Source organism: Pseudonocardia sp. 2-7, assembly GCF_056341085.1.
On sequence record NZ_CP094507.1, the window covers coordinates 4,131,782 to 4,145,710 of the forward strand.

The 13,929-nt window shown below is 69.1% G+C and carries 10 protein-coding genes and 1 other annotated feature; of the genes, 7 read left to right on the forward strand and 3 right to left on the reverse strand.

Going from position 1 to position 13,929, the window contains the following annotated elements; translation table 11 throughout:
* Positions 1-24 precede the first annotated feature (24 nt).
* Entirely contained in the window at positions 25-813 is a 789-nt protein-coding gene (locus tag MTO91_RS19885) for a hypothetical protein (protein WP_476652253.1), read from the reverse strand.
* Between the two features lie 385 nt (positions 814-1,198).
* The gene (locus MTO91_RS19890) at positions 1,199-2,611 is read right to left on the reverse strand and encodes an IS1380 family transposase (protein ID WP_476652254.1); all 1,413 of its coding nucleotides are present in this window, start codon (positions 2,609-2,611) and stop codon (positions 1,199-1,201) included.
* A 379-nt stretch (positions 2,612-2,990) separates the two neighbouring features.
* On the opposite strand from MTO91_RS19890, the gene MTO91_RS19895 reads away from it, so the two are divergent.
* From MTO91_RS19895 to MTO91_RS19925, 7 genes are all read left to right on the forward strand, one after another.
* Positions 2,991-3,629 carry a hypothetical protein gene (locus MTO91_RS19895; protein ID WP_476652255.1) on the forward strand — a complete coding sequence of 213 codons (639 nt, stop codon included), beginning with the start codon at positions 2,991-2,993 and terminating at the stop codon, positions 3,627-3,629.
* Between the two features lie 93 nt (positions 3,630-3,722).
* Positions 3,723-5,372, forward strand: a complete 1,650-nt coding sequence (locus tag MTO91_RS19900; protein WP_476652256.1) for a B12-binding domain-containing radical SAM protein — start codon at positions 3,723-3,725, stop codon at positions 5,370-5,372.
* Between the two features lie 38 nt (positions 5,373-5,410).
* Positions 5,411-6,439, forward strand: a complete 1,029-nt coding sequence (locus MTO91_RS19905; protein WP_476652258.1) for a phytanoyl-CoA dioxygenase family protein — start codon at positions 5,411-5,413, stop codon at positions 6,437-6,439.
* Positions 6,440-6,447: 8 nt separating this feature from the next.
* On the forward strand, positions 6,448-7,131 hold the full coding sequence (locus MTO91_RS19910) for a deoxynucleoside kinase (protein ID WP_476652259.1): 684 nt from the start codon (positions 6,448-6,450) through the stop codon (positions 7,129-7,131).
* Between the two features lie 9 nt (positions 7,132-7,140).
* Entirely contained in the window at positions 7,141-8,241 is a 1,101-nt protein-coding gene (locus tag MTO91_RS19915) for a tryptophan--tRNA ligase (protein ID WP_476652260.1), read from the forward strand.
* A gap of 141 nt (positions 8,242-8,382) precedes the next feature.
* Complete coding sequence (locus MTO91_RS19920; protein ID WP_476652261.1) at positions 8,383-8,715, forward strand: transposase; 333 nt, start codon at positions 8,383-8,385, stop codon at positions 8,713-8,715.
* Positions 8,673-8,804 (forward strand) — a sequence feature (AL1L pseudoknot). Its footprint overlaps the gene before it by 43 nt.
* 50 nt (positions 8,805-8,854) lie before the next feature.
* Positions 8,855-9,526 carry a hypothetical protein gene (locus tag MTO91_RS19925; protein WP_476652262.1) on the forward strand — a complete coding sequence of 224 codons (672 nt, stop codon included), beginning with the start codon at positions 8,855-8,857 and terminating at the stop codon, positions 9,524-9,526.
* On the opposite strand, the gene mobF is transcribed toward MTO91_RS19925, so the two are convergent.
* Positions 9,511-13,896 carry a MobF family relaxase gene (gene mobF / locus MTO91_RS19930; protein ID WP_476652263.1) on the reverse strand — a complete coding sequence of 1,462 codons (4,386 nt, stop codon included), beginning with the start codon at positions 13,894-13,896 and terminating at the stop codon, positions 9,511-9,513. The genes MTO91_RS19925 and mobF overlap by 16 nt on opposite strands.
* Positions 13,897-13,929: the final 33 nt, after the last annotated feature.

Genomic DNA, 13,929 nt, shown 5'->3' on the forward strand with positions numbered 1-13,929 from the left:
ATCACGACCGCACCAGCGAGATGATCACAGAGCCGAGCGCGTCACCCGGACGTGACGCGCCCGCGGCCACCACCGCATCTGTGCCAGAGCCGATGTTCTTACAGTCCCGATCAAGGCGCCCCAGTCCGGGTCGTCCCACGCCTTGTTGAGGAGCTGCGCGGCCTGCTCGGCGCTCGGCGGCCGCGGGTTCGACTTCGGGGCCGGCGGCGGCTCGGCCTGCGCGAGCGGGTTCACCGCGACCCAGCGCCAGCGCACGGCGCGCTTGTAGGCGCCGGAGAGGATGAAGTGGATGTGCCGGATCGTCGTCGCCGAGAGCGGCTTGCACCGGTGCGGGCGGCACCGGTCGTCGCACTCGTGGTCCTGGCGGGTCCGATGATCGACGAGCCCGGGTCCGGAGCAGTGGATCCGACAGCGGCGCAGCTCGGCGTAGAAGGAATCCAGGATCTCGGGGTCCAGGCGGCCGATGTTGATCCGCCCGAGCAGCGGGGAGATGTGGTTCTTCACGTGCCCGCGGTACATCTGCAGGGTGTTCGGCGCCCCGGCGAACTGGTCGAGGTGGCGCCGCACCAGCTCGTCGACCGTGGCGTTGGTCCGCGGGTTGCGGCGCTCCTCGACCTGGGCGAGCAGCCGGGCCCGAACGGCCTCGGCCTCGCGCTGCGCCTTCTTCCCGGGCTGGACCAGCTCGGTGAGGTAGTGCCGGCGCCCGGACACCGGGTCGATCCCGGCGTAGACCCGGACGCGGATGGTGCCGCTCGGAAGCGTGGTGATGCTGCCCCGGGCGCGAGCCGTGCTCGCGAGCTGTCGACCTGCCATGCAGTCAACGCTAGGACCGACTCGCACCACGTTTGATGCACGAAGTCTGTCTCAAGATCAGAGCTGATCAGCGTTTCCGCTGTTCAGAGCGTGGAGCGGGCGACGGGAATCGAACCCGCGTAGCCAGTTTGGAAGGCAGTTCGCGACCTTCGAGTATGTGAACGACCAGCGACGACAGTCGCAGGTCACCACGCACAGACTTCTCTGACGACGTCGCCCACCGACAGTTCGTGTCATAAAGCGTGTCACATCGAGCCGATCCAAAGTTGATCAGTTGGGCGGTTCGGCTTGGTTCGAGCGTTCGGCGGCTGTGGGCGTGCGAGATCGTCCTGCCTGCGATTCTGCCGGGTGCTCCGTCCTGTTTGTCGCTGCGGTGAGGGTCGTGTCAGCCCGCCGGTGCGGGCAGGGCGTAGAGCCGGGTGAACGCGGCCGCCAACTCGCCGACCGAGGGCCAGCTGCGCTGGATCCGGACACGGACCCGACGCCCACCCCGAACCAGACGGGCAGCGACATGCAGCAGCCGGTAGCGCAGCGTCTTCGGCTCGGCGCGCGCCAGGTCGCCGCCGAGGAGTAGCTGTTGGGTCCAGGCGAGCAGGTCGACGGCGAGCATGGTGACGGTCAGCCACGCAGCGTTGATCGCGAACTCCCGCGACGGGAAGTGCCCCAACCCGGTGTCCTTGCCGGTGCGGATCCGGTCCTCGACCCGGGCATGAGCACGATGCCGCGCGTCGAGAAAGGCGAGTTGTCCGGCGCGGGTGTCGGTGGCGAAGCAGGTGTAGCGCCAGCCGTCGCGGGTCTCCATGAGGTCGAGCTGCGCTCCGGGGTGGAGGCGTTCGCGGCGCACGATCACCCGTGTCCCGGCCGGATACCCGGCCAGCGACGCAGCCGGAAGCAGTCGGGTGATCTCGGCGACCGCCACCCCGCCACGCAGCTCGCCGTCGGTGTCGACCGCCGCGGTCCAGATCCGTCTGCCCAGCGCGCCGATCGCGGCGCGTTCCCGGTCGGTGATCGCCCAACCGACGGAGAACTCGCAGTTCACACTGTGTTCGCCGAGGCTGCGGAGGTGGGCGAGGAACGCGCGGGTGCAGCCCGCGGTATCGGCACGGATCAGGATCGGGTGCCCGTACCGATAGCTGTCGGGAACCTGAGCCAACGCCTGGTCGAGGACGGTGATGTGGTCGGCGGCGGTGTTCGCGCCAGCGTTGCCGCGGCGCAGCTGGGCGGCGAGGAACTCGCCGGTGTTGTCGCAGAACGCCAGCATCGGGTGGTACCCGAAGGTCCCCTTGAACGTCGGCGCTGCCTGTTCCTTCTCCGAATGCGCGATCACGATCGTCGCGTCCAGATCGATGACCAGAGTCTCGCCAAGGTCCCGGCCCGCTGCACGGGACGCCGGGAACGCCCGGCCGTGGGTCTCGGCGTGCTGGGCCCACACGACCTCACGGGCCCGGGCCCGCGCCGCGGCGACCGAGGACAGGACTCGGTGGTCGAGGCGGTCGAGCAGCCGCCAACAGGTCGAGTCCGACGCCACCTGGCCGAACACCGCGAGCTGATCAGCCAGCACCGCGACGTCAGAGATCGTCGAGGCGCCATCGGCCACCGCGACAGCCATGTCGACCAGGACCCGGCCGGGGTCGTGGCGGGTCCGCGGCCGGCGTAGCCCGGCCAGCACCTGCGACAACTCCCCGGTCAGCGAGGTGCGGTCGGCGACATCGGCCAGCAGCCGCGACCCGACATGCGACATCACCCCGTCCCCATCGGCGGTGACGATGATCTTCGGACGCGTGACTGTAGCCTGCACTCGGAAAGTGCCTCTCTGACCCGGTGAACAGAACCTTCGACAAGTCCTGCCCTACCTGGTCGTTAGGCACTTTCGGCGTTCAGGGTCCCGACCAGCCCTCAAGATCACGAAGAGGCGGGTTAGGGCGAAAGGACGCTGCGTCGTGCCCCCATCCTGCCCCATGCACGGCACGTACGCAGTACCCGCCGTGATCCTTTCAAGATCAGAGACCTAGGGATAGCCGAAAGGTCGTGATCGTGATCGCGCAGAATTCCACACTGCATCTTGTCCTCGAGCGGGCCCCCGGGTTAGCGTGTAAAGGCTGGCGCGCCTCAGGCAATGACCCCGGGGGTCAATGCCGGCACAGTTCCGGCACTCATCCTCGCTCTGGAGGCATTGAATGAGCACCGCACAACTGATCTCTGAGACTAGTGTGGAATCCACCGAGCTGGTCGACCTCGACGCATTAGATCGACTGCAGGTCCACGCGGGCAGCATCTCCGCCAAGGCCATGGAACTCACGGACTCGTGGGGCCAGGCGATGTTCATCCTGGATCCGGAAACAGTTGAGCGGGTCTTCGGCGCGCTCGGCTTCTCGACGCCCGTCGCCACCGATGTCTATGAGGCGGTGCGGTCCCTCGAATATGTGCGCCGCGACGAGGTTGGCGCCGATTCCCGGAGCGAGTTCACGTGGCACATCGTCGACGCGGCGGTGATGACCCTGCGCGGTTCCACGAACGTCGGTGCGCCGGTCGGCATCGACGACGCGAACATCGATCGCTTCCTACAGGCGAACGTCGTCCTGTTCGAGAAGGTAATGGCGGTGATGCCGGAGTACACCAGCCGCCTGATGTTCTCACCGGAGGTGGGCGCGACGGTAATGGCCAGCCTCGGGATCGACCTCAGTGCCGACAAGTTCTACGAGCTCGCGGCGACCTACGGACGGCAGGTGACCCTGGACCGCGAAGGCCGTCGCGGTATCTCCACGCAGTTCATCCGCAGCCTGAGCCTGACGATCGCGGCCGCGGCGCAGCTCTGAACCAACCGCAGGTCCCGCTCGGCTGCGCCATGACCGGCGCCGTCGTAGAGCCCGTCCGCCGCCGGTCGGTGGACGGGCTCTTCCCCCGACGTGATGTCCGACGACCTCCGAGCCGATGAGGGGCAACGCATGCTTGACCTTGCTCTGCTGCGCGATGGCGGGCGGTTCTCGACCGAGGCGGGGCCACCCCGGCTGGCCCTGATTCACCACGGTTTCCGCACCACCCAGCTGGAGATCCTGGACAGCGGCCGACCGCGTTTCTCCCCCCGCTACCCGTCCCTGGGCCTGCTGAATCTCGCCCGCTCGCTCCAGGTCGACTCGGAGCGCGGTCTGCTGCCTCATGAGCCGGAGTTCCGCTACTTCGACGAGGACTGCTTCGACGACGACGAGGACCTGGCGAACGCCGTTGCCGTATGGCTGCGCCCTGCACAGGCGCGCTACGTTCTCGCCGGGTTGTACACCCTCGCGGTCGAGCGGACAGCGGCGTTCCTGGGTCGGTTCGACCCGGCGGAGCACTGCATCGTGGTGGGCGGGGCGCACGCCACCGTCGCGCCGCGCACAGACTTCGCGCACGTCGCAGTGCGCGGCGAAGGCGGCGCCGCTCTGCGCCACATCGTCACGAAGCTCCTCGATCCCGACTTCGGCGAGGGCCGGGACGCCCGCGGCATCTGCTTCGTGCGCGACGGCGAAGAGCAGATGAGCGGGGCCGCGTACGACAACTCGCTAGCTGTGCTGCCGGCACCTGCGTTCGCGTTCGAGTTGAGTCAGTCACGATCAAACATGATCGAACGTCCGCAGGAACGCTGGTGGAAGGCCACCGGCAGCCGACCTCAGATCTACATCTGCACCCAGAGTTGTCGGGCACGCTGCACGTTTTGCTCCACCTATCTCATCCACGGGCGCGCAGTGTCCCGCCCGGTTGATCTCGTGAGCGCAGATCTAGACTACATCCTCGACGAGTTCGGCCACGACTCGATTCAGTTCCATGACGACGACATCCTCCAGCACACCGAGTTCGACCGGCTTATGGACCTGCTGGCGTCGAAGGGGGCGACCTGGAGCTGCAATGCGCGTTCGGAGTTCATCACTCGCGAGCGCGCGGAGCAGATGTTCGCCGCCGGGTGCCGACGGATCTTCCTCGGTCTGGAGTCGCTCGACCAGCAGAGCTTGGATTACTACCACAAGGCGACGACCGTCGAAATGAACCAGGAGGCCGTTCGTTTGTTGGACGCGGTCGGGATTGGGGTCGTGGCGGGCTACATCATCGGGGCCCCCCACGACACGCTCGACAGCGCACTCGCCGATCTCGACCGACTCATGGACCTGCCAATCTACTTCCTGAGCGCGGCGATCCTCACCCCCGACATCGGCACCGTCGAGTACCTACGGGCGAGAAAGGAGATCCCCGCACTCCGCCTGCTCGGCGACGACGGCGGCAAGTTCAACCTCAAGCCGCGGCCCGATCTCTTCGGCACCGCTCCCCCGTACGGCTTCCCGACCGTCAGCCGAGCGCTCTCCAAGGATGACCTCAACGAGGTCTACGAACTGGCGAATTGCGCGTTTTTCCTGCGAGCGCCGACGCTGGAGCGGATCCTGCGCCTGACGTCGCCGGACCATACGGCCGAGATCCGCGCGTGGTACGCGTGGATGGAGGAGCGCGCGGCCAAGCTCAGCGCATCGGCCCGGCTGGAGCCCGTCCGAGCACGGGCGCGAGCGTTCGTCGACACGCCACTGGCGGTATAAGCCCACCATCGACCGAGCGATCCGAGGAGGTCCACGAGGTGCAGAGCGTCATTGACCGGGAGACTGCTGCGCGCCGGCACTTCGACGAGACCGGCTACGTGCTGTGGGAGGGCGTACTCGACCCGGACACCGACCTGCAGCCCGTCGTCGACGAGTACTCGGCGCTGCTCGACCGCCTCGCAGCCGGCTGGGTGCAGGACGGCACCCTCGCCGGTTACGACCCGCGACAGCCCTTCGCGCAGCGCCTGCTGCACGTGCAGCAGGCGGCCCACGGCGCATACCAAGGGCCGTTCGATATTACCTTGAACCCCTACCTCACCGATCCACCCGCGTTCCGCCCGACCAGCCCCGTCCATACCGGACCCGCTGTGTTTGACCTCCTGCGGAATCCCCGCCTCCTCGACGCCGTCCAAACCTTCGTCGGTCCGGAGATCTATTCCGTCCCGGTCCAGCACGTCCGCGTCAAACCACCGGAGTCAGTGCTCCCGGCGGGCGAACGCACGCCGCTAACCGGGTCATCGTTCTGGCACCAAGACCTCGCCGTGATCAACCCGGAGGCGGACGGGACTAACATGGTCGGGGCCTTCGTGGCTGTATCTGACGTTACCGAGGAGAACGGCTGCCTGCTGGTGGTCCCGGGCAGCCACCGCCATGGTCTGGTCCACCACTGCCGCACGCCGACGGCAAACGGCATTCCCGAGCGACTGGTCGACGACTGCGAGCCAGTCGCGGTGCCGATGAAGGCAGGCGACGTGCTGTTCCTGCATCGCACGACGTTCCACGCCTCGTTGCCCAACCTTAGCGACGGGCTGCGCTGGAGCTTCGACATCCGCTACTGCCCGATCGGCCAGCCCACAGGACGGTCCTTCTTCCCCGGGTTCGCAGCCCGCAGTAGCGCGCATCCCGAGTTGGTGCTGGAGGGCCACGAGAGCTGGGCCGACGCGTGGCGACAGGCCCGGGAACGACTCGCGGGCCGCCCGATGCCGCCCTACACGCGATGGAATCCTGACAACTCGCCCGTCTGCCCGGAGTGCGACCCGGCGGCGGCTGTCCCTCATGGGGAATAATCGGCTCGGTGAGAGCGCAGCACTCCCTCGACGGTGCATTGATCGGCATCGGTGGCCTGATCGGCGCCGGCAAGAGCACCCTCGCCATCGAGCTGGGCGCCCGGCTGCAGCTGGGCGTCTACCCCGGCCCCGAGATCGACGACAAGCTCCGCGCCGACCTGCACGATTTTCCGGAGCGCACCAGCTTCGTCGCACAGGTGCGGCTGCTGACCCAGCAGTTCACCCAGCACCAGGAGATCAGGTGGTGCGGCGCAGGAGGGGTACAGGATCGCACGGTCCTTGAGGATCTCGCCTACACTCGGTCCCTATTCAACCGAGGCGCGCTGACCCCGCTCGAACGCGACACGTACATGAACCTCTACCGCGCCCTCTCGGACGTCATGGGACCGCCCGATCTCATCCTGTTCCTTGACGTCGCACCCGAGACGGCCCTGCGGCGGATCCGGGACCGAGGGCGCGGCCGCCAGGTCGAGACAACCGTCGAGTTCCTCTCAGCGATGCGGGAGGTTTACGAGGGGCTCGTCGAGGAGATCAGCCGGACGGTTCCCGTCATCCGCGTCCCTTACGACTCGTTCTGGGACCCGGACGTCCTAGCTCGCGAGCTCTGCGCTCGGCATGCACGCCTGCGTGTGCTCGACGAGCTGAGCCCGGACCCACCGCCCTCGCCGCAAGCGGCGTCGATGACGTCGTAAGATGCCGTCGTGTCAATTCCCGCCAGGCCGCGCATCCTCACCGGTGACACTCCTACCGGCCGTCTCCACCTCGGTCACTATGTGGGCAGCATCGAGAACCGCCTGGCACTGCAGGACGATTACGAGTGCTACTTCCTGATCGCCAACAAGCACGCTTTCACGACGCGCGCCAACCAGCCCGACGAGATCCGGCAGAACGTAATAGAGATTGCCACCGACTGGCTGGCCGTGGGCATCGACCCGGTCCGCAGCTCCCTGGTGCTGCAGAGCGAGGTGCCCGCTATTGACGAGCTCACCTTCTTCCTGTCCATGCTGCTGCCGTTCAACCGCGTCATGCGCAATCCCACGCTCGCCGCTGAGATCAAGGACAAGGGGCTCGGTGACAAGTACCCCTTCGGATTCCCGCTGTACGCCGTCGGCCAGTGCGCGGACATCCTCTCGTTCCGGGCCGAGCTCGTGCCCGTGGGCGAGGACCAGCTCGCCCACCTCGAGCTCACGCGCGAGGTCGCGCGCCGATTCAACCAGATCTACTGCGGGGTCGATCCGACGACGCCGGACGACGACCACCTCGCTCGGGGCGGGCTCATGCCGGTCGTCGAGGGCAAGCTGGGGCGCGTCAAGCGGTTGGTCGGGACCGGCGGCCCGAATGCCGGGACCGGCCAGCTCTATAAGATGAGCAAGTCGCTCAACAACGCCATTTTCCTATCCGACAACGCCGACACGGTGCGCCGCAAGGTCATGGCGATGTACACCGATCCGAACCGGATCACCGGCAAGGAGCCGGGCGAGGTCGATCCGGCCAAGAACCCCCTGTGGGCATTCCTGGAGACGTTCCACCCCGACCAGGAATGGGTCGCCGAGCAACGCCGGCTTTACAGCGCGGGCGAGGTCGGCGACGTGTTCCTCAAGCGCCAGCTGATCGAGGCCTTGAACGATTTCCTGGAGCCCATCCGAACGCTCCGCACGCAGTACGAGGCCCGGCCGGACGACGTCGTCGACGCGATCCGCTTAGGCACTCAGAGGGCTAACCAGGTCACCGAGGAGACTCTTGCCCTGGCCAAGCGGGCCATGCGGCAGGACTTCTTCGTGCGCGAGTTGTCGTTGAAGTAGGAGGACGGCTCTCGATCGGGTGTCATTCCTGAAGGAGCGGGGTCGGTCAACCCCGCCGATCTGCGGTGGTTGATCTTCTCTTGGTCGTGAACCGTCCTGGGTGGTGGAGAGGCTCCTGATCTAGCAAGGAGACTGGAGCCTGTGGGAGCACCTCGGAAGTTCGATGAGGAGACCCGTGCCCGCGCGGTCCGCCTCTACCAGGACCGTCTACGTGATCACGGCGAGTCGAAGCTGGCCGCGCGCCAGCAGGTCGGTGAGCTGTTGGACGTCAACCCAGCCACGATCCGGAACTGGGTCGAGGCGCAGGAACACGATTCCGGTTCCGGGCCCGGCTCGGCTGGCAACGGCGATGATGCGGCGGCGGAGTTGCGGAGGTTGCGCGCGGAGAACGCCGAGCTGCGGCGGGCGAATGGGATCCTGAAGACTGCTTCGGCGTTTTTCGCGCAGGCGGAGCCGGACCGTCGCCTCAGGTAAGACTTCTGTTCGTTCACGAACATCCAAGCCGTTTCGGGGTCGAGCCAATCTGTGCGGTGCTCTCGGAGCACGGGGTGCAGATCGCCCCGCAGACGTATTATGAGACAGAGATGTCAGGGGTCCGAGTCACACTGCGCCCATGCTGACGATGACCGAGCCGACATGGGTGGACGAACTGGAGCAGCTCGCGATCGGCACGACCGCGGCTATGCTGGCGGAGGGGGGCTGGGTTCCTCCCCCTACGGCGTACCTGCTGTGCGCAGAACTACCGCAACTGCCCTATGTCGGCTACCTGCGTACCCGGCCATTCTACCGCGGCGAGGACGCACACCGCGCGATCACTGGCCTCGGCTGGATGGCGTCGATGACCGCAGCGGCGCGCCTGATGCTGGTGTGGGAGCAGGCTGATCTCTCGATCGCGCTTGAGCGGCCGGAGCCGTTGCCATCCGGGCTGGTCGTCGTCGACGTGCCACGCGGCGGCGAGCACGAGGTCCGCTGGCACCCGATGGACCTCGTCGAAACAGGTATGACGCCGGACGGTCTCCCGACCGCGGTCCCCGAGTGGGGACCGCGGCAGCGGATCCTGGGTGGTCGGCTTCCCGAGCCGATCGTCGATCTTCTCGCGTTGTGGCGGGAGGAGCGCACCTGGTCAGACCCCCGTGAGCAGGCCGATCTCTACCTGACGATGGTTGAGGACGGCTACGAGCCGGGCTGGCTGGCCCGCCCGGAGCCCGACCACGAACTGCCACTGTGGCGGCGCGTCGTGGCCGAGCTTCCGGGCACGGTGTTCGAGATTCAGGAGTCCGCGTAGTCCTCGTCCCACCCGTCGTCGGCTTCGTCGGCGAACGGGTCCTCGTGGGCGTGGTCGACGTCGCGGTCGGCAGCGGTGTCCTGGCTCGCCTCGTACGCCTCCTGCGCGTGGATCTCGTCGAGCGCTCGGCGGGCACGGGTGACCGCGTCCTCGGACTCGGCCGTCGTGGGCACACGGACGTCGTCCTCGTGCCGCTCACGCGGTTCGGCCTCGGCGATCTCTCGCACGTCGGGAACCGCGGTCTCCAGGACCGGCTTGTCGTCGGGCGCAGTATCCACGGCGGCCTCGGCGGCCTGGTCGTCGACGTCATCCTCGGCGATCGGGCGGTGCTCGTCCTCGGCGCGCATCGCTTCGTCGTGGGCGGCGAGCCACTCGTCGGCGGAGACCCGGTCGTCGGGCTCGTCGCGGTCGGAGTTGCGGTGCGCGAGCGCGATGAGCGCGCGGTCGTGCTTCTCCTTGTCAACGGCGGTCCGCAGCAGCCAACGCCCGCGAGCCTCCTCGACTTCCTCCAGCTCGCCGACCCGCTCGTCCAGCTCGGCGGCGAGTGCGGTCGCTCCGGTCGCCTCGGCCTGGAGGGCTTCGGCGCGGGCGGGGTCGTCGGCCGCGTCGGTTTCGGTGCGTCGTAGGACGGCGGTGTGGCGGTGGTGTTCGGCGGCCTGGCGGGTGCCGGCGAGTTCGTGGGCGACGTAGCGGGGCGCCCAGGCCTGCTGGCGCTCGTAGGCGCGCACGCGCATCCGGAGCTGCCCGTCGGACATCTCGAACTCCTCGCGGTCCGCGCGGGGCCGGCCGAGCGCGTCCCATCCGGCGCAGTAGGCGGCGTGGTACTCGACCATCCCGGGCTTCGGCGCCTTGCCCAGGACGTCGAGGGCCTCGGCCCTGTCGTCCTCGTCGGTGGGTTCCTCGGTGTCGCGGCCGGTGAGGGCGCGGCAGGTGGCCACGGCGCCGGCCTTGCGCTCCCACTCGGCGCGGGCGTCGGTGTCGTCGCGGTCGGGGACGTCGCCGAGCAGCTCGGTGGCCCAGCGGGGCGCGTCCTCGGCGGTCTCCTTGCCGAGGTCGGTGGTGCGCTGGTCGAGGTGTTCGGCGAGTCGGTCGAGGTAGCGGCTCATCTGTGGGTCGTCGAGCTGCGGGGTTCGCTCGGCCCAGCTTCCGACCTGGGGCTCGAACTGCTGCCGGTCACGGAGGCGGGCGTGGATGACGTTGGTCAGGTTCCGGGCGCCGGTCAGTGGCTGTGTGCTGATGGTGTCGTGCAGGGCCTGGTAGGCGTCGGTGCCGGAGACCTCGGCGCGGCGCAGGGGCCGGGTGAGGGAGGTGGCGGCGTCCTCGGCGGCGAGCTGGTCGCGCTGCTCGGCGGTGAGGACGCCGGTGTCGGTGAGCCGGTCGAGCCAGGTGCTGGTGCGCTGTACCGATGCCTGGTGGGCGGCGTCGGCGAACAGCTCGGCAGCGGTGGCGACCGAGTCGGCCCAGTCGGCGGACTCCTCGGCGACAGTGAGGGCGGAGCGGTCCGGCTCGGCGGTCTCCAGCGCGGTCGTGAGCACGGACTGCGGTGAGCGGTGGAGCTGGTGGTGTTCGCCGCCGTCCGCGGGGTCGGGCAGCTCGGTGACGGTGGCGACGTGGGCGGTGTTGGCGTCGCGGCCGCGGGTGAGTCCGACCAGGCCGGCAGCGTGGTCGGTGCGGTCGGTGATCACCGAGTGGCTGGTCTGCACGGTGGCGCCCTGCCCGCAATAGCGAGTACCCGCGTAGCCGAGCGCGAGGTCGTCGGCGACGAACCGCGGGGACAGCACCATCCGCTCCCCCGCCCCGTCCTCGGCGGTGCGGTTCAGGTCGGTGGTGACGTCCAGGCCGCCGTCGTCGCGCACGGCGAGGACGCGGAAGCGTTCGCGGGTGTGCGGGCCGCGGTGGTTGCCCTCGTAGCCCACCAGGTCGTGGCCGATGGTGCGGGACTCGACGATGTCGCCGACGCCGGCGAACGCGCCGGTGCGGCCGAGTCGGACGCCGTCCTCGTCGACCAGGCCGAGGTCGACCAGCTGCGCACGCAGCTCGGCGGAGAGCCGGTCGGCCTGGTCGTTGGTGTCGACCAGCAGCAGCGACGCTTTCCCGTCGAGGGTGTCGGCCAGCCACGCCCGCGCTGCCGATGCTTCGGCGGCCTCGCGGGTGCCGCAGTCGAGCAGCCGTCCCTGGCGGTGGTAGGTATCGAGGATGGTGGTGTCGCCCTCGCGCAGGCGCAGCGACGCCTCCCGCTCCCACTCGTGAGTGAACCGGCGGGCCTCGCTGAGCTCATAGCGGGCGCCGCCCGCGTTCGCGATCAGGTCCATGCCGCCGCCGGCGCCGATCGCGGCGAGCTGGCGCGGGTCCCCGACCAGCAGCAGCTTCGCCCCCGCGCGGTCGACGTGGCCGTGGATGGCGGCCAGGGCCGGGGTGTCGGTCATCGCGGACTCGTCGACGACCACGATGTCCCCCGCGCCGAGCCGGAACCCGAGATCGGCGTCGTCGCGGGCCCGTCCGGCGGTGAGGCGGTCCTGGGTGGCCAGCCACGCGGCGATGTTGCGCGAGGTCAGGCCCTGCTCGGAGAGGATCTCGGTGGCCTGCTGCGAGGTCGCCAGCCCGAACACCCGCCGTGGTGTCCCGCCGGTCAGCTCCGGGTCGGTCCAGGCGCGGGCGAGGGTGCCGACGGTGAACGACTTCCCCGTGCCCGGTGGCCCGACGAGTGTCTCGACCCGCGCGCCGGAGCCGAGGACACCGCGGACCGCGGCCTCCTGCGCCCTGCCGAGGCGGGTGCCCTGCTCCCCCAGCGTCGTCAGAAACCGGTCGATCGAGGATTCGGCGAGGCGGGCGCCGTCGCGGTTCCCGGCGGCGCCGGCGAGGATCCGTTCGGTGTGGACGTGCTCCTTCGTGGCGTAGAGGGTCCCGCCGGGGGCCTCGAACGCCGAGCGGCCGTTGGCGAGGCGGTACTCGTCGGGCAGCACGTCGGTGGCCGGGCGCTCGGTCTGCAGCGTCACGAGGCCGGCGTCGATCGCCTCGTCGGCGAGCGAGTCGAGCAGCTTCGCGATCTGTGCGCCGTCGCTGACCCCGAGATGGTCGGGCAGTGCGGTGTTGAGGGCGCGGATGAGGTCCGGGCGGGTCCACGCGGACTTGGACTGCTGTGCCTCGGCGAGCGCCACCTCGATCACCTCCGACGGTGACCACTGCTGCACGGTGATCTGGTCCGGGCGCGCGGCCAGGGCGGCGTCGGCGATGCCGGCCAGGCCGCCGTCGACCTCGCGGCGCATCTTCTGCTCGACCCGATCGAGGAGCTGCTCGCGGGTCTCGCCGTCGTGCGACTTCGCCGCCCGCGTCGCCAGCGTGGCCTGCTGGGCGAGGCGTTCGAGCTGGTAGCCGTTCGGGGCGTGCCCATAGCGGGCCTCGAACGCCTCGACCAGCTCGGCGGTCTTCACGGTCACCTTGTGCCGCCGCGTCGAGACCAGCCCCATCGCCTGCTCGGAGACACCGAGGACCTCGCGGGCCTTCCCGTCCGGCCGGGTCGCGGTCAACATCCCCAACGACGCGGTGATCCGTTCCTCGGTGGTGCGCTCGGCGACCGCCGCCGCGGCAGGGCGCCAGCGGTGCAAGCTGCGGCCGTCGACCGTCCGCCAGGTCCCGTCGGGGCCCTCGACGCGGTTGAGGATCGCGTTGTGGATGTGCAGCTGCGGGTCGCGGTCGCGGGAGTCGTGCTGGAAGAACGACGCGACGGTGAACGCGTGCGCGTCGGCGTAGCGGCCGGCGGCGCCGCCGTGGTGTCCGACGCGGGTGTAGCCGGCCTCCCGCTGCAGCAGCTCGAGCCCGGCGTTGTTCCCGGCCCAGATCGCGTCCTCGACCGCGGTCCGGAACTCGGCCCACGCGGCGGCCTCCTCGACGCGTCCGGCGTTGCGGGCGGCGACCTCGCGGGCCTCGAACGCGGTGTGTAGGAGCGTCACGGACTTCTGGACGGAGAACGTGGCGTCGTAGAACGCGACGTTGTGCCGGGCCTTCTGTCCGGCCTCTGTCCGGAGCTGTGTCCGGCGTTCGGCGGACGCGTCCGGCTCGTTGTCCAGTGCCTGCCGGTACAGCTCGTCCTCGGAGGTGTAGTTGCGGCCGGTGTGTCCGAGGGTGGACACCTCGTCCCACGCGTCGCGGTCACGGAACGCGGGGTCGCGCGGGTCGAGGAAGCGTTCGTAGACCGCGTTCATGTCCTGGGCGTCGACGAGCCCGGTCAGGCCGAGCTGTTCGGCCCCGGCGCCCCACCAGCGGCCCGGTGGTTCGCCGTCGGTGACCGCGCCGGTGTAGTAGTTCTCCCGCCCGGTCGCGACCTCCTTGAGGAGGTACTCGGGGCTGTAGCCGTTGCTGATCCTCAGCATCGCGACCACCCCGGAACGATCATGAAATCGGCG

Bases quoted from the DNA above. Each gene is read 5' to 3' on its own strand.
- MTO91_RS19900 (WP_476652256.1), top strand. From the start codon at position 3,723: ATGTCCGACGACCTCCGAGCCGATGAGGGGCAACGCATGCTTGACCTT.
- MTO91_RS19885 (WP_476652253.1), bottom strand. From the start codon at position 813: ATGGCAGGTCGACAGCTCGCGAGCACGGCTCGCGCCCGGGGCAGCATC.
- MTO91_RS19895 (WP_476652255.1), top strand. From the start codon at position 2,991: ATGAGCACCGCACAACTGATCTCTGAGACTAGTGTGGAATCCACCGAG.
- MTO91_RS19925 (WP_476652262.1), top strand. From the start codon at position 8,855: ATGCTGACGATGACCGAGCCGACATGGGTGGACGAACTGGAGCAGCTC.
- mobF (WP_476652263.1), bottom strand. From the start codon at position 13,896: ATGCTGAGGATCAGCAACGGCTACAGCCCCGAGTACCTCCTCAAGGAG.